This window comes from Halomonas aquatica (assembly GCF_040196335.1).
Classification (GTDB): domain Bacteria; phylum Pseudomonadota; class Gammaproteobacteria; order Pseudomonadales; family Halomonadaceae; genus Halomonas; species Halomonas aquatica.
In genome coordinates this window covers 44,404-63,625 of the sequence record NZ_JBEGCJ010000004.1, presented here as the reverse complement: position 1 = coordinate 63,625, position 19,222 = coordinate 44,404, and the positions used below count along the sequence as shown (strand labels likewise).

Here is a 19,222-nt window from a genome sequence, read left to right as displayed (position 1 = left end):
CCTGCTAGGATGCACAGCATCAGGACGGGGATCTCCCGTTCCACGGCAACAAAACCCTTGGAGGTTCCTATCATGACCAACGTATTCAACTTCGACACCAAGCAATTCGATACCGCTCAGGTCGAGTCCATGTTCATCGCTCCGGCGCGTGCCTTCGCTGCCCTGTCCGTCGACTTCACCGAGAAGATGGTCAATGCCCAGCTCGATGCCACCAAGGCCTATGCCGACACCAACCTGGCGCAGCTGCGCAAGCTGGTAGAGGTCAAGGATGCCGAAGGCCTCAAGAGCTATCTGGAAGGCCAGCAGAAAGTCTCCAAGGAGCTGACCGAGACCCTGAAGGGCGATGCCGACAAGGTCGTGGCCCTGCAGCAGGAGTTCGCTCAGGAAAGCCAGAAGCTGACCGAGGCCAGCGTCAAGCAGGCCCAGGAAAGCGCCCAGAAGGCTACCGAGACCGCCACCAAGGCCGTCAAGGAAGCCGCTCCCAAGGCAGCCAAGTAAGCCTTGCTCCCGGCCTCAGGGCCGGGATGACGAAAGTATCCAGGAGGCCGCCGATCATTGATCGGCGGCCTCTTTCATGTGGCTGAATGCGGCTGATCGGAGACGGATCCTGCCCCACCCCCATGCTCATCCATGGCCGAGCAGGGCATCAGATGCCGGGGATAGGCCTCGCTGCAACACCCCGGGAGGCGACGTGAAAAAATTATGTTGCACTGCATCAAAGTGCCTGCTAGGATGCACAGCATCAGGACGGGGATCTCCCGTTCCACGGCAACAAAACCCTTGGAGGTTCCTATCATGACCAACGTATTCAACTTCGACACCAAGCAATTCGATACCGCTCAGGTCGAGTCCATGTTCATCGCTCCGGCGCGTGCCTTCGCTGCCCTGTCCGTCGACTTCACCGAGAAGATGGTCAATGCCCAGCTCGAGGCCACCAAGTCCTATGCCGACACCAACATGGCTCAGCTGCGCAAGCTGGTAGAGGTCAAGGACGTCGAAGGCCTCAAGAGCTACCTGGAAGGTCAGCAGGAAGTCACCAAGGAGCTGACCGAGCGCCTTAAGGCCGATGCCGAGAAGGCCGTGGCCCTGCAGCAGGAGTTTGCTCAGGAAAGCCAGAAGCTGACCGAGGCCAGCGTCAAGCAAGCCCAGGACAGCGCCCAGAAGGCTACCGAGACCGCCACCAAGGCCGTCAAGGAAGCCGCTCCCAAGGCAGCCAAGTAAGCCTTGCTCCCGGCCTTCGGGCCGGGATGACGAAAGTATCCCAGAGGCCGCCGATCAATGATCGGCGGCCTCTTTCGTGTGGATGATCTTGTGGGTGAGCGCGGCGATCGGGGACAGCCCCATGTCAGCCTGCTCAACGGCAGAATGGCCACACCTGATAGAAGCGGTCGCAGCGGAACTCGGCCTCACAGGAGGCGAGCTGCGCCTGATAGTGTCTGGCGGTGCTGGCCACCTCTCGGGCGGCGCGCTGAACGGCCGGCTTGCCGCGATAGGAGCCTCGGCGATAGCCGCCCTGCCCTTCGTGATAGGCGAGGTAGAGGTGTTCGGGGTTGTGGAGCGACACCCCGGTCATGCGATGGGTGCGCGCGTTGTACCAGCCGATGAAATCGGTGGCGTGCTTGATATGCGTGCGCCGGGCGAACAGGCTGCCCGCCTCATCCTCGTATTCGCCCCATACCGGGTCCTGGGCCTGGGCATACCCATAGGCCGATGAAGGCCGTGTCCAGGGGATGAACCCCAGCAGATGCTGGCGGGGCGGCTTCACATGGCTGCGGAAGGAAGACTCGCGCTTGATGAAGGCCATCTGGGTCGCGATGGGCGTACCCCAGGTCTCCTGGGAGCTGCGTGCATGGTCGTACCAGCTCGGCTGTTCGCGAAAGATCTCGCAGACATTGCGTTGATCACTCGGCGGCGCCGGCGCCAGCATCGCGCAGCCGGTCATCCAGAGCAGCGTGGTCATGGCCAGCAGTGGCCTGAGCCATTTCATGATCATCAACTCTCTCCTCCGACCCGGCCCGATCACTCGCTTCAAGGCGCTTCACCATCACCGATCTGCCAGGCCTGCTTGAGCCGACTGACAGTATGGGACCACTTGGGCGTGATGAACTTGGTGCAGATATCCCGTTCGCTGAGGGACTTCTTGTCGCGAGCATCCATGCCTGATCTCCCTGGTCCGCAGCCACCGTGTCTGCTGCTGGAAACAGTCTTGCACGTTTTCGATTGCTCATCATTCTTTGCCATCCGGTAGCGCGATTCCGCCCCCTGAGGGTCGTTGGCGGGGATGTATTTGAATGTTCAATCAAAATAAAGGAGGATAGATAAGTCTTCGATAAATAACGAAATGCAATGAATTGGGAGCGCATTTGATGAGCAAGCGACTCGAACGACTACTACTTGCCGGCCTGCTGGCCGGCGCGTCGGCGGCGACGCACGCCGATGTCAGCATCACCCGTGGCGCCACGGCGATTCCCGATGGGGAAGCCCTGGCGAGCGAGGACCTGACGATCGCCAATGAGCGGCTGGCCTTCTCCATCGCCGTGGAATCCGCGCCGCCCTGGGGCGTGCCACGCGGCACCCTGGTCGACCTGGCCGCCGTCAAGGATGGCGAGATCGACCTCGACCGCATCGCCTTTGCCGACTTCATCCCCAACAACTGGTCCTCCTGGCCCAACGATGGCAAGGAAGTGGAGATCGTCGAGGACTCCGCCGAGCGTGCCATGGTCCGCATTCGTCGCAACTGGGGCGATGCCTGGGTCACCACCACCTACACCCTCGAGGCCGGCAGTGACCGCATCGGCCTTGAGACCGAGATGGAGAACGCCGGCGAGGCGCCGCTGGAGGCCATCCGCTCGGGTTACACCCTGTGGCCGGATACCGGCTTCCTGTTCGGTATCCCGGGGCTGGGCGATGCCAAGGAAACCGTGGCCGATGAGGCGCTGACCGATCGCATGGTCGCCTACGATCGCGACTGGGTCTTCGCGCTGCATGCGCCCTACTTCGATCGCGTGAACTACGAAGGCCAGGACATGTACCTGGAGCATGACCTCGCGCCCGGCGAGTCACGCACCTTCGATGGCTGGCTGCAGGTGGTGCCCGAGGGCGACCTGGCGCCGGTGGTAGCCTATGAGGCCGAGCGCCATGGTGATCCCGTCGGTCGGATCGCGGGCACCCTTCGTAACGACAGCGGCGAGGCGCCGCAGGGCGGCCTGGTCATGGTCGAGCAGGACGGCCACCCCTACGCCTGGACGCTGGCCGAGGAGGGCACCTTCGAGATGTCCCTGCCGGCCGGCGAGTACAGCGCCTACGCTACTGGCCTGGGCCACGCCAACAGCGAGCCCGTCGAGCTGACGGTGACCGAGGGCGGAGAGCAGACGCTCGAGTTCGCGGGCATGAAAGGGCCCGGTACGCTGAGTCTCGACGTGCAGGATGCCGAGACCGGCGAGCCCCGCGACGCGCGCCTGGCGATCCTCGAGGGACAGCAGCCGCCCGTCGAGTTCCTCGGCAAGCAGACCTTCTTCACCGACCTGGATCCGGCGGGCAAGGCGGAGCTGGCGTTGGCGCCCGGCGACTACCGCTTGAGCGTCAACTCCGGCGCCGGCTTCACCGCCGAGCAGCAGGAAATCGAGGTGAGCCTGGCCTCCGGTGAGTCCGTGCAGAAGACCCTCGAGATCAACCGGCTCGCCGAGCCCAACGACGATGCCTGGTACGGTGCCGACCTGCACCACCATGCCAACATCCTCGAGGGCACGACTCCGCCCGAGATGGTCGTCAAGGCGCAGCTGGCCACCGACCTCGACCTGACGTTCATCAGTGACCATGACTCCACGGCCAACCATGAACGCTTCCAGGAGCTCTCCGATCAACGCGGCTTGCCCTTCATCCCGTCCATCGAGGTGTCGGCGTCCTGGGGTCACATGAACCCCTTCCCCATCGACCTCGCCGGCGAGATGCAGGTGGACCCGGGGACCGACAGCGTCCAGGAGATCCTGGCGGATGCCCGTCGCCTGAACGCCGAGGTCATTCCCCTCAACCACCCGTTCAACGACTACGGCTACCTGCGTAACCTGGCCAACGACACCGTGCCGGGCGGCTTCGCCACCGGGTTCGACCTGCTGGAGCTGAATGCCGAGGTCGATAACGTCCCGACGCGCCAGACGGCCCAGAACCTGTGGGACGAGGGCAGCCGGGTCTACTTCACCGCGGGCACCGATACCCACGACGCCTGGAACGACCTGACCGGCCGCATCCGCATGATGGCCAAGGTGCCGGGCGAGCTGACCCCGCGTGCCTTCGCCCGTGCCCTCAAGGATGGTCATGGCTATGCGACCCAGGGCCCGCTTCTGCATCCGCGCAACGGCCTGTTCGGCGACAGCCTGCGTCTGCCCGAGGGTGAGGCATTCACCTGGCAGGTCGATGTCGTGGCCGTCGACGGCCTCAAGGAAGCCCGGCTGATCGGTCAGGGCGGTGAGGTGCTGGAGACCGTCGCCCTGGATGGCCGCGAGGCCAGCCTCTCGCTGACCCTGGACGAGACCGTCGATGGCTGGGTCGCCCTCGAGGTCGATGACCAGGACGACGAGACCGCCTGGAGCAACCCGCTGTGGGTGGAGCGTGAGCAGCCGGGGCCCTACACGTCGGCCGTCGAAGGCTGATCGTTACGGCTGTTCCGCACGACAGGGCCGCACCCCACGGGGTGCGGCCTTTTTCGTGCAGGTGCGGCCTTTGTCGTGTATCGGCAGGCGGACTCTGATCGCGGCGCCGTGCCTCTCAGGCCGGGCGCTTGCGGGCGATGAACTGCACCACGGCCCCCAGTCCGGTATGGCCGCGGCCCTCGATCACCTGGCGGTCGAATTCGCGGCTCCACAGGATCTCGAGGTCGGCGAAGGCCGCTTCCAGTTCCGCAGCGGTGGGGGTTCGGTCCGGGGTGTCGGGCCCGCCGGTGTCCCGCGGCACCTGGGCCGGGGTATACGCCTCCAGGATCAGGATGCCGCCGGGCTTCAGGGTGTGCGCCACCTGGCGATGCAGGTGCGGGCGCCCCGCTTCGGGCACATGGCAGAAGATCGATACCACCGCATCGAAGGCCTCGGCGGCGAAGGTGTGCTCCGTCAGGTCGGCGATCAGCGTCTCGAGCGGCACGCCTTCTCGCTCGGCCAGTCGGGCCGCCTTGCGCAGGCCGACCGGCGAGGTATCCACCGACAGGACCCGATGGCCGAGCCTGGCCAGGTAGACGCCGTTGCGCCCCTCGCCATCGGCCAGGCACAGTACCTTATGCGCAGGCTCACCGATCAGACCTGCCTGTTCGCGCAGGAAGTCGTTGGGCTCGGTGCCGTAGAGGTAATCGTCGGTGTCGTAGCGTTCATTCCACATGGCATTCCCTCAACATGTCGGTGGCCATCGATGCTTCGACCCTAGGCGGGCGCGCTCATGCCAGGGTCGGCGAACTCCTCGGTGTCGACTTCTGCCTGCTGGGCCTCGCCATAGCGAGCCCCCGCCACCTGGTCCGGGGTCATCATGGCATTCAGCCGGGTCATGATCTCCGGCGCCAGGTGCAGGCGTTCCGCCGCCAGGTTCTCGCGCATGTGGCCGATGGCGCAGGAGCCGGGGATCGGGATGATGTCGTCGCCCTGGGCCAGCAGCCAGGCCAGCGCCAGCTGGCCTCCGGTCGCGTCCAGCTCCTCGGCCACCGCCGTGAAGTCCTCGAGCAGGCGCAGGTTGCGGGGATGGTTATCGGCGCTGAAGCGTGGCAGCTTTCTGCGCATGTCGTTTTCCGTGAGGCTTTCGGGATCGCGGACGGCTCCCGCCAGGAAGCCGCGTCCCAGGGGGCTGAAGGCCACCAGTGCCGTGCCGGCCTCGCGGCAGGCGTCGATCAGGCCGATCTCGGGATTGCGGGTCCATAGCGAGTATTCGGACTGCACCGCCGCGACGGGCCGCTCGGCCTGCGCACGGCGCAGGGTGGCCGCGGAGACCTCGGAAAGCCCGATCGCGCCGATCTTGCCTTCATCCACCAGCCGGCCGAGCTCTCCCACGCTCTCCTCGATGGCCATGCCCTTGTCCCAGCGGTGCAGGTAGTAGAGATCCAGGTGATCGGTCTGCAGGCGCTCGAGGCTCTCCTCGCACTGGCGGCGCAGGGTGGCCGGGCGTCCGTCGATCACCTTCCTGCCCAGTTCCGGGTCCATGGCCATGCCGCACTTGCTGGCCAGCAGAACCTCACGGTGCTTGCCCACCAGCGCCTTGCCCACCAGCCGCTCGTTGGCGGTGTCGCCATAGAGGGTAGCGGTATCGAAGTGGCGATAGCCCATGTCGAAGGCGGCATCGAGGGCGCGCAGCGCATCGGCTTCGGGGAGCGCCTTGCCATAGCCGTGGGAGAGGTTCATGCAGCCCAGGCCGATCATCGGCGAGGCCACTTTCTGGAGGCGGGCAAAGACAGACGACATGGGAATCCTCTCAAGCGGGCGAACAAGGCGGGCGAATGGAAGACACACTGCGTTCCGGCAGGGTCGTCGGGGCGAGGGGCCATCATGCCGAGGTGGCCGATGGAATCGCAAGCCGGGTATGGCGTCTCTGCCTTGGCAGGCCGGCCCGTTGGTGGCGGGATTAGTGGCGGGTTGCTCGCCTGGGCATGCGACACGTCGACTCCATTCATGCCCCTTCCCAGTTGCCGCGTCAGCGACCATGATGTGGCTGGTCTGACTCGCTGATCCGGATACACGAGACCATGCCCGATATCCCCCTGCTGATCGCCATCGCCGCCCTGGCCGGTGCCGCCTTCTCGGCGCGCAGCGTGTGGCAGCGGCGCTGCGTGAGCCGCTGGCCCGTGGCAACGGCCACCGTGATCGATACCGAGCTCGTCGAGCTCGGCTCGCCCGTGAAGAACCGCGAGGGTCCGGATCAGGAGCGCCGCTACCTGGCCCGGGTGCATGTCGTTTTCCGGGTCGATGGCCGGGAGATCACCTCCGACAACGGCCGCTTCGATGGGGCGCCCACCTTTACCGCCCGGGGGGCGGCCGAGGCATACCTGGCCGACTATCCCCCCGGCCTGACGCTATCGATCCGCCACGACCCAGAGGCACCGTCACGGACCCAGTTCGGCTCGGCGGGCATACCGACCCGGCTCATCGGCCTGACGCTGTTCCTGCTGGGGGTGGCGGGATTCGCGCTGTTCCTCTCCCTGCGTTGATGCTCACGCACCATATCGCCTACCGGCCGTGACAGGTGTCGGAGTCGAGGAAGATCAACGGTATCGGCAATGGTCGCCTCGCCGGTATACGGCGCAGCGGACTGCTATGTAAAGGTGAGGTGTGGGTCTATGGGGGTGAGGCGTGGGCCGTGATGACGCATCGGCCGCCGTACCAGAGTCGCTATGGTGCAGGTATGGTGCAGGTGCGAAGAGCGGGAGCGATGGCCACACGAGCCATGATGCCCCGTTTATGTGTAGCCAACTGTTTTATATGGTGATTTGTAGTTATTGGCCTGTTTCTCGCATCATTCATTACAGGATCGCCATTGATGTGGCGATGCAAAAAGTGAGCTGGCGTGCTCCACAACTGGCCCCCTTCGGGGGGTCTTTTTTATGCCTGCATGAATATTAACAGCCTAGATCGCCATGGCTCTGGGCAACAACTCGACGTTAGTGGCACGCCGCCAGTCGAGCGCTGTACCAGGCGATCATGCGTTCCTCGTCGGTGGGGATGACCCAGGCGCCTATCGGGCTGTCGTGGCGGTTGATCTGCGTGGCGTGGCGCTGGTTGGCAGCGTCGTCCAGAGTCAGGCCGAGCCACTCGCAGGCCTCGCATACGGCCTGGCGCACCGGGGCGGCGTGCTCGCCGATGCCGGCAGTGAAGACCAGGTGGTCAAGGCCTCCCATGGCGGCGGCCAGGCTGCCGATCTCTCGCGCAATGCGATAGACGAACAGTTCCACGGCCTCGCGGGCAGACGCGGCGTCGCTGGCCAGCAGTTCGCGCATGTCGCTGCTGATGCCCGATACACCCAGCAGGCCCGAGCGGTTGTAGAGCAGGTCTCCGACAGCGCCCACGCTCATGCCTTCCTCGGCGAGCAGGTGCAGCACCAGGCCCGGGTCCAGACTGCCGCAGCGGGTGCCCATGGGCAGGCCTTCGAGGGCGGTGAAGCCCGTGGTGGAGGCTACGCTCCGGCCATCCTGTATGGCGCAGAGACTGGCGCCGTTGCCCAGGTGTGCCGCGATTACCCGGCCGCCGGTGTCGCCGCCCAGCCGTTTGGTCAGCATGCAGTTGATGTAGTCGTAGGAGAGGCCGTGGAAGCCATAGCGGATCAGGCCCTTCTCGGTCAGTTCCCGAGGCAGGGCGAACTGCTGGGCGATCTTGGGCTGTGTGGTATGGAAGGCGGTATCGAAGCAGGCCACCTGCATGAGCTCCGGACGCTGCCTGGCCAGACTCTTCACCGGTTCCAGGCTGTAGGGCTGGTGCAGCGGCGCCAGGGGCGAGAGTGCTTCCAACTCGGTGAGGGTCGCGTCGTCGAGGATGACGGGGGCGTGGTAGTGCTGGCCGCCGTGCACCACGCGATGGCCGACCACGGTGATGTCCTCGAGCTCGGGTGTTGCCTCGATCCAGCCGAGCAGCCGGATCAGGGCGTCGTGATGGTCCAGGTGATCGGGGAGATCGTCCATGGCGACGGATGACACACTCTTGCCGTCTGCGTCCTTCAACTTCAGGCCGGGCAAGCTCCTGCTTCTTCCTCCCAGGCCGAAGAACTGGCCCTGATAGCGCATGGCCAGGTCGGACAGGGAGGCATCGGCATGGTCAACGTCGTAGAGCGCGAACTTGATGCTCGATGAGCCGCTGTTGAGCACCAGGATACGGTTCATGTCAGGTGTCCCCCTGGCCTGAGAGCCTCTGTTGCTTCTGGTAGTCGTTGAGCAGCAGCGCCATGGCGCATGACGCCATGCGCGTGATGGCCTCGTCGGCTCGGCTGATGAGCACGATGGGTACCCGGGCGCCCAGCACCAGGCCGGCGCCGGTGGCATCGGCCAGGTAGGTAAGCTGCTTCATCAGCATGTTGGCGGCTTCCAGGTCGGGAGCGACCAGGATGTCGGCGTTTCCGGCCACCGGCGAGACGATATGCTTGGCTTTTGCGGCTGCCTCGGAAACGGCGTTGTCGAAGGCCAGCGGGCCGTCCAGGGTGCCACCGGTGATCTGGCCGCGTTCGGCCATCTTGCACAGGGCGGCCGCATCCACGGTGGAGGTGATCCGCGGGTTGATGGTCTCCACCGCCGAGAGGATGGCCACCTTGGGGTCAGCGATGCCCAGGGCGTGTGCCAGCCCGATGGCGTTCTGGGTGATGTCGCGCTTGTTGTCGATGTTCGGATAGATATTGATGGCGGCGTCGGTGATGAACAGGGGGCGCGGGTAGGTCGGCACGTCGAAGGCCATCACGTGGCTGATACAGCGTTCAGTGCGCAGGCCGCCATCACGCTTGAGCACTTCGTGCATCAGCTCATCGGTATGCAGGGCGCCTTTCATCAGCGATTCGGCGTGCCCCTCCCGCACAAGGGCCACGGCTCGTGCCGCTGCGGCGTGGCTATGTGGAACGTTCACCAGCTCAAAGTCGCTGATGTCGATTTCCGCCTCGGCGGCTGCGGCCTGGATCTTGTCGGCAGGGCCCACCAGGATCGGCGTGATCAGGCCGTGCTCTGCCGCTGCCTTGGCGCCGAGCAACGACTCGCGGTCCACAGGGTGAACCACCGCCATGGTGATCGCCGGTGGATGATCGGCAGCACTGAGGATATCGTGCAGGCGGCCGCGCTCGGTCAGGCGCACCTGGGGCAACACGGTTCGCGGGCGGCGGATCTTCTCGGTGGGGGCGATCACGCTTGCCTCGCCATCGATCACCAACTTGCCTTCCTGGTTCTCGCAGCGACACTCGAGCGTCAGCCGGTGGCGCCTCTCATCCTTGGAGGTGACCCTGACCCACACCTTGAGCACGTCGCCCAGAGTGACGGGGAGACGGAAGCTCAGGGTCTGACCGAGATAGATGGTGCCAGGCCCGGGGAGTTGGGTACCCAGCACCGTGGAGATCAGCGCGCCCCCCCACATGCCATGGGCGATCACTTCCTGGAAACGCGTGCTGCGCGCGAAGTCGTCGTCCACGTGCGCCGGATTGACGTCGCCTGACATGATGGCGAACAGCTTGATGTCTTCCATGGTCAGGCGTTTCTCGAGATGGGCCTCGTCGCCTACCTGGATCTCGTCGAAGGTACGATTCTCGATGAAGCGGTCGTCTTGTGGTGTGGCCATGGCAGCTTCCTCAGTAACGGATATGTTCGCCGGCGTCGATATAGTGAGTAGTGCCGGTGGTGGACGAACCGGCCGGCGAGGCGAGATAGACGACCGCGTTGCCGACATCACGAACCTTGACCAGTCGTTGCAGCGGCGCATGGGCCTCGCTGTGTCGGGCCAGCTCGTCGAAGTCCTTGAGGCCTGAGGCTGCCCGAGTGGGGATGGGACCGGCCGAGACGGCATGCACGCGAATCCCTTTGGGGCCCAGTTCGGTAGCCAGGTAGCGGCATGCGGATTCGAGGGCTGCCTTGACCGGCCCCATCAGGCCGTAGTGGTCCACGGCGCGTTCGGCGCCCTGGTAGGACATGCACAACAGCGTTCCACCGTCGGTCATCAGTGGCTCGGCATGCCGGGCCATGCGCAGGAAGGAGTGGCAGGACACATCCATGGCCAACTGGAAGCCCTCTCGGGAGCAGTCAACGATCCGCCCGTGCAGGTCGGCGAGGGGCGCAAAGGCGATGGAGTGGATCACGAAATCAAGGCGCCCCCAGCGCTCCCTGGCCCTGGCAAAGAGCGCTTCCAGCTGTTCGTCATCCTGCACGTCGCAGAGGTGCATCTCCGGGTAGCCCATGTCCTTGGCCAGGGGCATCACGAAGCGTTCGTGCCGAGGGCTGGCATAGCTGACCAGCATCTCCGCACCGGCATCGTGGAGCGCCTGGGCACATCCGAACGCGATGCTGTTCTCGTTGGCCAGGCCGGTGACGATGCCGACCTTGCCTTGCAGGGAAAAAGGGCTGGGCATGATGCATGGCTCCTGATGAAGTGGCGCTGCGGTGCAGCAAATTCTCCATCCAGCCTACCGCAGCCACGGTCGGCTTGCATGCCGTATCGGTGATGGACTCCTCGGCTGTTAAACTGCGGATCCGTTAATGCCATGTCCGCCGACCGGGAGGAATCCCCCATGCCCCTCGAGACCCGCTACGAGACGACCCTTGCCGCCCTGGATGCCCTTCATGGACAGGACCCTCGTGGCGTAGTGGTCGATGGCGAGTCCGTCCCCCAGGAGTTGTGGCATGCGGGGCGCATGAGCGCCTGGCTGGAGCGGCTGCACGGCGCGCCGGACGAGCTGGTGCGACTGGCGGTGCGCGGCCAGCACCTTCAGCGCTGGCAGGTGCCGCGCAGCGACTACCCGGAGGGACGGGTGGGCTACCTGACCTGGCGCCGCGACCAGGGGCAGCGTGCCGGGGAGACCACCGCCCGGCTGATGCGCGAGGCGGGCTACGGCGATGAGCAGGCCGAGCGGGTGGCAACGATGATCCGCAAGCAGGGCCTGGGGCGTGATGAGGGGGTTCAGGCGGTGGAGGACTGCGCCTGCCTGGTGTTCCTGGAGAACTACTTCGGCGACTTCTCGAAGCAGATCGATCATGACCACCTGATCCGCATCGTGCAGAAGACCTGGCGGAAGATGTCGCCGCGCGCCCACGAGCTGGCCCTCGAGCTGCCCATGACGGCCGATGCGCGGGCGCTGGTGGAGGAGGCGCTGGCGGGGTGAGGCTGCCTTTCGGCCCTCACTCGTCGCCGAACTGGATCGTCAGGCTCTCATCGCTCTCGCAGGGCTTGCCGTGACGCAGCGTCAGGCGTCGCTTGGTCAGGTTCATGACCACCGAGAACAGCGTCTCCATGCGCTCTTCCGGGGGCTGTTCGGGGTTGAAGTGGCGGCAGATGGAGAGCGGTTCGCCATCGTGGTCGCCGAGAATCGCGAACAGCTCGCCCTCGTCGATCTCGCCTCGGGGCGGCAGTCGTTCGAGCAGCAGGGCATCCAGCCGTGCCAGACGCGTGCGTGAATCGGGGCGCGGGAAGTCCTCGACCCGTGGGCTGACGGTGCGGGCATAGAGGTGGTTGGTGTGGGTGACCATACCGCGCTCGGGGGGCAGCCGCCCGGGCTCGCCGGGCTGCACCTCCAGGCCGACGGCCTGGCTCTCCTGGCTGGCGACCAGGAAGTGGGCCGGCGAGCAGACCCGGTCGCGGGTGGCCACGGCCACGGCGCTTTCCATGTCCCGGCTCTCGAGGATCTTGCGCAGGGCGATGTGGATGGGCAGCCCCTCGCCGCAGGTCCGCGAACGGATGGCGTTGAGGCACACGCCCAGGCCGTGCTCATTCATGCCGATCTTGGCCACCATGCCGGCCTCGCCGATGCTGATAAGCGCCGGGGCGTCGTGGCCGCTGATCTCGAGTGCCACCACGTTGTGCAGCTGGTCGGTCCGCCAGTCCCAGTTCTGGGCCAGCCACTGGGTGCCGTCACGGTTCAGGGCGAAGGCGGAGCAGCCGCCGCTGGCCTGGGTCAGCGAGATCTCGCTTCGGCAGTTCAGGGTCAGGATGTCCTCGAAGTCGAGTCCGGCGCCACGGGCGATGCCGTCCATCTCCTCGAGGATGGCCGGGAAGCCGCGCTCGATCATGGGCAGGAAGCGGCCGGCCTCGCGGCGCGCCCGGGTCCAGTCCAGGCCCACGAAGTCCTGGAACAGCCGGTCATAGACCTCGAGGCTGTGGGTGATCAGCCCGGCGTGGGCGCGGCCGTGGGCCTCGCCGATCTCGGCCCGGCTGCCGGAAAGGGGCGTGATATGCATGGTGACCTCGTGACTCGATGGGCATCGACAGGACCACTGTAGCACTCGGCAGGGCTGGCAGAGACCGAGTTGGCGGAGACTGAGCTGGCAGGGGCTAAGCTGGCGGGGGTGAAAAACGGCGGCGCCGGACCGGGTCCGGCGCCGCGCCTGGACGGAGGATTACAGCACGTCGTCGAGCAGTCCGATGAAGGCGGCCCAGGACTTCTCGTCGGCACGCTGCTGGTAGCGGTCGCTGCCGAAGACGGTGAAGGCATGGGGCGCGCCGGAATACACTTCGAGCTGGTAGGTGGCGCCGACGGCCTCCAGTTCCTTGCCCAGGTTGGCGACGTCGTCCAGGGAGATGGACTGGTCGGCGCCGCCATGGGCCACCAGGATCGGCGCGGTATCGGCACTGTATGACTGGCCCTCGGGGGTGGCCAGGCCGCCGTGGAAGGTGGCGTAACCGGCCACGTCCTCGGCCTCGCCGGAGCGAGCGAGCTCCAGCACCACGGCGCCCCCGAAGCAGTAACCCATCACCACGGCGGACCCGGATGCGCCCTGTGAGCGGGCCTCGGCCAGGCCGGCCAGGGTCAGGGTGCGCATGCGCTCACGATCCTGGTAGAGCTTGGCGGTCTCGGCCTTCTTGGCGGCGGTCTCCGCCGGGCGATTGCCCTGGCCATAGAGGTCGATGGCGAAGGCATTGAAGCCCTGATCGGCGAGCATGTCGGCTCGCCGCCGCTCGTAGTCGTCCAGGCCGTCCCAGTCGTGGATCACCAGCACGGTGCCGCGGGCTTCCCCCTCGGCGGTGGCCAGGTAGCCCTCGAAGGCCTCGCCGCCGACGTCATAGCTGACGTCCTGGCCGGCGGGTTCGAAGGCCTGGGCGGTGCCGATGGCCAGGCCCAGGGTGGCAGCCAGCGTCAGTTGGACATGAAACGGCTTGGTCATGATGTGTCTCTCCAGAGTCGGTGAACGCCTGTCAGTATAGGCACCCTTTCCATGGTCACCCTTTTGCCCACCGTTGGTGCTGCGGGCTTGTGTTCTGCGGACAAGAGTTACAGATTAGGACAGTGTGTTATCCGTGCAATCTGAACGAGACAAACAACCATGAAAAAACGCGTACTGGCGATGGCGGTCGCCGCGTCTACGGTAGCTCTTTCCGGAATGGCCCAGGCCGAGGTCAAGATCGGCTTCCTGGGTGGCTTCACCGGCGGTATCGAGAGCCTCACGCCACCGATCTTCGATGGTGCCCAGTTGGCCGTGAACCAGGTCAATGCGCAGGGTGGCATCCTGGGGGGTGAGGAGCTGGTGATGCCCACCGGTGACACCACCTGCTCCGATGCCTCGGCCGCCTCGAACTCCGCAGACCGCATGGTCAACACCGAGCAGGTGACGGCCATCGTCGGGGCACTGTGCACCGGTGCCACCATCGCCGCGGCCAACAACGCGGCCATCCCCGGCGGCGTGACCATGGTCTCGCCGGCCTCGACGGCGCCGGCGGTATCCGACCTCGACGACAACGACCTGGTGTTCCGTACCGTGCCCTCCGATGCCTTCCAGGGCGAGATGCTAGCCAAGCTGCTGATCTCCAAGGGCATCGAGGATGTCGTCGTCACCTACGTGAACAACGACTACGGCCGCGGCCTGTCCGATGCCTTCACCACGGCCTTCGAAGCCGAGGGTGGCATGGTGCCGGAGAGCCTCGCCCACGAGGACAACCGCGCCGACTACCGTTCGGAGCTGGGGACCCTCTCGGCCAGCGGCGTGCCGACCCTGGTGGTGCTGGCCTATGCCGACACCTCCGGCCAGACGGTGCTGCGCCAGGCCTACGAGAGCGGCATGTTCACCCAGTACGTGGGCGGCGACGGCATGGTGGGCGACAGCCTGATCGAGGCCATCGGGGCGGACGTGCTCGAGGGCATGATCGCCACCCGTCCGGGTAGCCCCGAATTGCCGGGGACCGACATGTTCAAGGCACAGGCCGAGGAGGCCGGCATCGATCCCAGTGCGGTGTTTGCCGCCCAGGCCTACGATGCCGCCTTCCTGCTGGCGATGGCCATCGAGCAGAACGGCAGTGCCGAACGCGAGGGGGTCAGTGAGGCCCTGCGCAGCGTGGCCTCCGCTCCGGGTGAAGTGATCCTGCCCGGCGAGTGGGAGAAGGCGGTGGAACTGATCGCCGCCGGCACCGAGATCGACTACCAGGGCGCCTCCGGCAACCATGAGTTCAGCGCGAAGGGTGACGTGCCCGGCGTGGTGCTGGTGATGGCGGTCGAGGACGGCACCTTCACCAGCAAGGGTCACGTCGACCTCTGAGGAATGTGACGCCTCCGCCGGCCGGAGGCGCATATGAAAAGGCGAATGAACGAAGGCCCCGGCGGGTAACCGCCGGGGCCTTTTTCGGTTCATCACCGGTCAGGCTGGCACCGGTGCTCTTCGTGGCGATGCGGCTCTGCTTCAGCCGTGGTGCTTCACCTTCTCCGGCAGCAGCCCCTTGGGCGCGTAGCGCAGCACCAGGGTGATCAGCAGCCCGATCACGAACACCCGTGCCTGCAGCGCCCGGCTGTCCATGTTGGTCGGTGTTTCCCAGCCAAGGCCTGCGCCCAGGGCCATTGCCAAGTCCATCAGGTACAGCGCCATGGGAGCCGACATGATCCAGATGATATAGACCGCCACGGCGCCGAAGATGGTGCCCAGATTGTTGCCGGGCCCGCCGAGGATGACCATCACCAGCACCAGGAAGGTGTGGTTGAGCGGCAGGTAGCCCTGGGGGTCGAACATGCTGTTGAAGCTGGCCAGCGCGGCGCCGCCGATGCCCATCAGGATGCAGCCCAGCACGAAGATCTCCAGGCGACGCTTGTTGATGTCCTTGCCCATGGCGGCGGCGGAGATCTCGTTGTCGCGGATGGCACGTATCATCCGCCCCCAGGGGGCATGGTAGGCGCGGGTGAGCAGGAAGAAGATCGCCGCGATCATCACCGCGGTCACCGAGAGGTAGAGCGCCCGGGCCAGGGTGAAGCCGACGGCCTCAGCCCCCGGTACCGGCCAGGGCAACGGCGAGACGGTGGCGGTACCGCGTGTCAGCCAGTCGGAGTTCTTGAGGAAGGCCTTGATGATCTCGGCGATGCCCAGGGTGGCGATCGCCAGGTAGTCGCTGCGCAGCCCCAGGCAGACCCGACCGATGAAGAAGCCCACGACGCCGGCGAGCGCGCCGCCGACGACCCAGCCCACGCCGACCGGCAGGCCCAGGCCGCCGATGAAGCCGGCCTGGGACTCGATCTGGTCGGTCACGCCGCGGAAGGCATTGATCACCACCAGATAGAGCACCACCCCGAGCACCACGGCGATGATGGTGCGCAGCATCTTCGGCACGCCGAGGCGGTCGAGCCGGGTGGCGCCGAAGACCAGCAGAGCGGCGGCGATCATGTAGAGCAGCACCATGCCCAGTTCTCCGGGCAGTTCGCTGCCCCAGAAGTCTGGATTTATCGGGATGCTGAAGAACATGGCGCAGAAGCCGCCCAGGGCCACGAAGCCCATCACGCCGGCGTTGAACTGCCCCGCATAGCCCCACTGGATAGTCAGGCCCAGGGCCAGGATGGCGTAGCAGGAGGCTTCCACCAGCATGCGGGTGCTGTAGGCGCTGCCCATGACGGCGTAGACCCCCAGCACGGCAACCAGCAGGGCGACGAGGAGGACCAGTTCCCGCACGGGGAAGCGGCCAGGGGCGGCGACGGTATCGGTTCGTCTCGTGTTCATCAGATCACCTTGCCCTTGAAGATGCCGGTGGGGCGCCATACCAGGATGACGACCAGGATGAAGAAGGGCACCACGATCTTGTATTCGGTGCCGACGAAGGCCAGGTTGCCGCCCTGGGTCAACCATTCCGGCAGGCTGTCACGGAAGGGCCGCAGCATCACGCTCCAGTTGAACACCGCCAGGGTCTCGGCGAAGCCCACCACGAAGCCGCCGGCGACGGCGCCGAACGGGTGGCCCACGCCGCCGACGATGGCGGCGGCGAAGATCGGCAGCAGCAGGAAGAAGCTGAGGTCGGGCTTGAAGGTCACATCCAGCGACAGCAGGGTGCCAGCGATGGCGGCGAGCCCCCCGGCGATCACCCAGGTCACGGCGACGATGGTGTTGGTGTTGATACCCGAGGCCTGGGCCAGGTCGGGGTTGTCGGACATGGCGCGCATCGCCTTGCCGAGCCGCGAGCGGGTCAGGAAGAAGTGCAGACCCACCACGGCGAGCACGGTGATCACGAAGAGATAGAGCTGCGGCTCGGTGATCACCACCGGGACCCGCACGTTCTCGAAGGGGAGAGCGAGGCGGAAGATCTCCTTGCGGTCATCGACGTAGAGGCTCTGCCCGCCGGTACCCGAGAACAGCCGGATCAGGCCCTGGAGCATCAGGGTCACCCCCAGCGAGCCGATGACCAGCACAATGGGCTTGACCCCGTGGGCGCGCAGCGGCTTGTAGAAGGCGCGGTCGATGCCCACGGCGAGCAGGGCGGTGAGCGCCATGGCCACGGGCAGCAGGACCAGGGCTGCGGGTACACCGAAGGCGTCGCCTGCGCCGGGGAAGGCGGTGCTCAACAGCAGCACCATGAAGGCGCCGAAGGTCATCATGTCGCCATGGGCGAAGTGGGCGAAGCGCATGATGCTGAAGATCAGCGTCACGCCCACCGCGCCGATGGCGTAGATCGAGCCGGTCACGCTGCCGGCAATCACCACGTTGTTGATGAAGAAGACGAGTTCGTTCACGACATTGTTCTCCAGTACTGGCTCCGGGGACTAGCCACCGAGGAAGCTCTTGGCGACTTCCGGGTCGGCCAGCAGGGCGGCACCGGTATCGGTGAATCGGTTCTGGCCGGCGGCCAGCACGAAGCCCTTGTCGGCGATGCCCAGGGCCTGCTTGGCGTTCTGCTCGACCATCAGGATGCCCACGCCGGCCGAATTGACCAGCTTCACCTGCTCGAAGATCTCGTTCATGTAGAGCGGCGAGAGGCCGGCGGTGGGCTCATCGAGCAGCAACAGGCTGGGCTCGGCCATCAGCGCCCGGCCCATGGCCACCATCTGTCGCTGGCCGCCGGAGAGTTCGCCGGCCGGCTGGTGGCGTTTGTCATAAAGCGGCGGGAAGAAGTCGAAGACCTGCTTCAGCATGCGTTTGACGTTGCCGGGCTTGAGGAAGGCTCCCATTTCCAGGTTCTCCTTCACCGAGAGGCTCGGGAAGACGTTGTTCTCCTGGGGCACGAAGCCCATGCCCTTCTGCACCAGCTTGTTGGTGGGCAGGTTCTGGATCGGCTCGCCACGCAGCAGGATCTCGCCCTGATTGACATGGAGCAGGCCGAAGACGGCCTTGAGCATGGTGGATTTGCCGGCCCCGTTGGGGCCGACGATCACGCCGATCTGGTCGGCCTCGATGGTCATGTCCACCCCATTGAGGATGTTCATGCCTCCGTAGCCACCGTACACGTCGCGTGCGTCGAGTAATGGCATGGTCAGACGTTCTCTGCGTTCGTTTTCGGGATGCGCTTCATGGGCGCGTGTCGCCGAGAGGCGTTGGTGCCGCCGGCCCCGTCAGGGCGCTGGGCTCCCATCAGGATGCTGCACCAAAGTAGGCCTCGATGACCTCGGGGTTGTTCTGGATCTCCTCGATGCTGCCCTCGACCATCACGCTGCCCTGGGCCAGCACGATCACCGGGTCACAGAGCCGCGCGATCATGTCCATGTCGTGTTCGATGACCAGGAAGGTGTAGCCCATCTCGCGGTTGAGCCGTTCGATGTTGGTCACCAGGTCGCCGAGCAGGGTGCGGTTGACGCCCGCGGCGATCTCGTCGAGCAGCACCACCCGGGCGTCGGTCATCATCGTGCGGCCGAGCTCGAGGAGCTTCTTCTGGCCCCCTGAGAGGTTGCCGGCGAGCTCGTTGCGCACATGGTGCAGGCCGATGAAGTCGATCACCTCAAGTGCGCGGCGGCGCACCTCGGCCTCCTGATGGCTTACCAGCGAGGGCTTTAGCCAGGCGTCGAAGAGGCTCTCGCCGGCCTGGGCCGGAGGCACCATCATCAGGTTCTCCAGCGCCGTCATGTGGGAGAACTCGTGGGCGATCTGGAAGGTGCGCAGCAGACCCTTGTGGAACAGCTCGTTGGCGGGACGGTTGGTGATGTCCTCGCCGTCGAGCAGGATCCGGCCGCTGTCCAGCGGCAGGGCCCCGGCCATGATGTTGAACAGCGTCGACTTGCCGGCGCCGTTGGGCCCGATCAGGCCGGTGATCGAGCCCTCCTCTACCTGGATCGAGCAGTCATTGATGACCTTGAGGCCCCCGAAGGCCTTGTGGACGTGTTGTACGTCGATGATCGCTGCCATGTCGGATTCCGTTGG

The 19,222-nt window shown here is 65.7% G+C and carries 19 protein-coding genes; 6 read left to right on the top strand and 13 right to left on the bottom strand.

The annotated features are described in order from the left end of the window. The first annotated feature begins 72 nt into the window (after positions 1-72). Entirely contained in the window at positions 73-498 is a 426-nt protein-coding gene (locus tag ABE960_RS09295) for a phasin family protein (protein WP_349761987.1), read from the top strand. 297 nt (positions 499-795) lie between these two features. After that, positions 796-1,221, top strand: coding sequence for a phasin family protein (locus ABE960_RS09290; RefSeq protein WP_349761986.1), 426 nt, complete (start codon positions 796-798; stop codon positions 1,219-1,221). A gap of 133 nt (positions 1,222-1,354) precedes the next feature. Here ABE960_RS09290 and ABE960_RS09285 read toward each other — a convergent pair whose 3' ends face one another. Next, a complete protein-coding gene (locus ABE960_RS09285; protein WP_349761985.1) occupies positions 1,355-1,993 on the bottom strand; it encodes a transglycosylase SLT domain-containing protein in 639 nt (212 codons plus the stop codon). A gap of 35 nt (positions 1,994-2,028) precedes the next feature. Next, complete coding sequence (locus ABE960_RS09280) at positions 2,029-2,157, bottom strand: hypothetical protein (RefSeq protein ID WP_349761984.1); 129 nt, start codon at positions 2,155-2,157, stop codon at positions 2,029-2,031. A 209-nt stretch (positions 2,158-2,366) separates the two neighbouring features. Between ABE960_RS09280 and ABE960_RS09275 the strand changes: the two genes are divergently transcribed. Further along, positions 2,367-4,649 carry a CehA/McbA family metallohydrolase gene (locus ABE960_RS09275; protein WP_349761983.1) on the top strand — a complete coding sequence of 761 codons (2,283 nt, stop codon included), beginning with the start codon at positions 2,367-2,369 and terminating at the stop codon, positions 4,647-4,649. Between the two features lie 115 nt (positions 4,650-4,764). On the opposite strand, the gene ABE960_RS09270 is transcribed toward ABE960_RS09275, so the two are convergent. Continuing rightward, positions 4,765-5,364, bottom strand: a complete 600-nt coding sequence (locus tag ABE960_RS09270; RefSeq protein WP_349761982.1) for an SAM-dependent methyltransferase — start codon at positions 5,362-5,364, stop codon at positions 4,765-4,767. A 41-nt stretch (positions 5,365-5,405) separates the two neighbouring features. Next, a complete protein-coding gene (locus ABE960_RS09265; RefSeq protein ID WP_349761981.1) occupies positions 5,406-6,431 on the bottom strand; it encodes an aldo/keto reductase in 1,026 nt (341 codons plus the stop codon). Between the two features lie 281 nt (positions 6,432-6,712). On the opposite strand from ABE960_RS09265, the gene ABE960_RS09260 reads away from it, so the two are divergent. After that, complete coding sequence (locus ABE960_RS09260; RefSeq protein WP_349761980.1) at positions 6,713-7,174, top strand: DUF3592 domain-containing protein; 462 nt, start codon at positions 6,713-6,715, stop codon at positions 7,172-7,174. Positions 7,175-7,624: 450 nt separating this feature from the next. Here the strand turns inward: ABE960_RS09260 and ABE960_RS09255 are convergent, their stop codons facing one another. Genes ABE960_RS09255 through fabI form a run of 3 tightly spaced genes read right to left on the bottom strand, consistent with a single transcriptional unit; the run spans position 7,625 to position 11,049 of the window. Next, positions 7,625-8,836: an acetate/propionate family kinase gene (locus ABE960_RS09255; protein WP_349761979.1), complete on the bottom strand. Its 1,212-nt coding sequence runs from the start codon at positions 8,834-8,836 to the stop codon at positions 7,625-7,627. Position 8,837: 1 nt separating this feature from the next. Further along, the gene (locus ABE960_RS09250) at positions 8,838-10,265 is read right to left on the bottom strand and encodes a bifunctional enoyl-CoA hydratase/phosphate acetyltransferase (RefSeq protein WP_349761978.1); all 1,428 of its coding nucleotides are present in this window, start codon (positions 10,263-10,265) and stop codon (positions 8,838-8,840) included. 10 nt (positions 10,266-10,275) lie between these two features. Then, positions 10,276-11,049, bottom strand: coding sequence for an enoyl-ACP reductase FabI (fabI, locus tag ABE960_RS09245; RefSeq protein WP_349761977.1), 774 nt, complete (start codon positions 11,047-11,049; stop codon positions 10,276-10,278). 159 nt (positions 11,050-11,208) lie between these two features. Here fabI and ABE960_RS09240 point away from each other — a divergent pair, with 159 nt between their 5' ends. Next, positions 11,209-11,799, top strand: coding sequence for a DUF4202 domain-containing protein (locus ABE960_RS09240; RefSeq protein WP_349761976.1), 591 nt, complete (start codon positions 11,209-11,211; stop codon positions 11,797-11,799). Positions 11,800-11,815: 16 nt separating this feature from the next. On the opposite strand, the gene ABE960_RS09235 is transcribed toward ABE960_RS09240, so the two are convergent. Together ABE960_RS09235 and ABE960_RS09230 are read right to left on the bottom strand one after the other, a co-directional pair. After that, positions 11,816-12,871, bottom strand: a complete 1,056-nt coding sequence (locus ABE960_RS09235; protein WP_349761975.1) for a C45 family autoproteolytic acyltransferase/hydrolase — start codon at positions 12,869-12,871, stop codon at positions 11,816-11,818. A 159-nt stretch (positions 12,872-13,030) separates the two neighbouring features. Continuing rightward, complete coding sequence (locus tag ABE960_RS09230; RefSeq protein ID WP_349761974.1) at positions 13,031-13,795, bottom strand: dienelactone hydrolase family protein; 765 nt, start codon at positions 13,793-13,795, stop codon at positions 13,031-13,033. Between the two features lie 159 nt (positions 13,796-13,954). Between ABE960_RS09230 and ABE960_RS09225 the strand changes: the two genes are divergently transcribed. Further along, complete coding sequence (locus tag ABE960_RS09225) at positions 13,955-15,160, top strand: ABC transporter substrate-binding protein (protein ID WP_349761973.1); 1,206 nt, start codon at positions 13,955-13,957, stop codon at positions 15,158-15,160. Between the two features lie 141 nt (positions 15,161-15,301). Here the strand turns inward: ABE960_RS09225 and ABE960_RS09220 are convergent, their stop codons facing one another. The 4 genes from ABE960_RS09220 to ABE960_RS09205 all read right to left on the bottom strand — a co-directional run bounded on the left by ABE960_RS09220 (position 15,302) and on the right by ABE960_RS09205 (position 19,207). Continuing rightward, the gene (locus ABE960_RS09220) at positions 15,302-16,600 is read right to left on the bottom strand and encodes a branched-chain amino acid ABC transporter permease (RefSeq protein ID WP_349761972.1); all 1,299 of its coding nucleotides are present in this window, start codon (positions 16,598-16,600) and stop codon (positions 15,302-15,304) included. Beyond that, positions 16,600-17,604 (bottom strand): branched-chain amino acid ABC transporter permease, encoded by a 1,005-nt coding sequence (locus ABE960_RS09215; protein WP_349761971.1) that lies wholly within the window; start codon positions 17,602-17,604, stop codon positions 16,600-16,602. The genes ABE960_RS09220 and ABE960_RS09215 overlap by 1 nt, the downstream gene beginning before the upstream one ends. 30 nt (positions 17,605-17,634) lie before the next feature. Continuing rightward, complete coding sequence (locus ABE960_RS09210; RefSeq protein WP_349761970.1) at positions 17,635-18,339, bottom strand: ABC transporter ATP-binding protein; 705 nt, start codon at positions 18,337-18,339, stop codon at positions 17,635-17,637. Positions 18,340-18,439: 100 nt separating this feature from the next. After that, on the bottom strand, positions 18,440-19,207 hold the full coding sequence (locus tag ABE960_RS09205) for an ABC transporter ATP-binding protein (protein WP_349761969.1): 768 nt from the start codon (positions 19,205-19,207) through the stop codon (positions 18,440-18,442). Positions 19,208-19,222 lie beyond the last annotated feature (15 nt).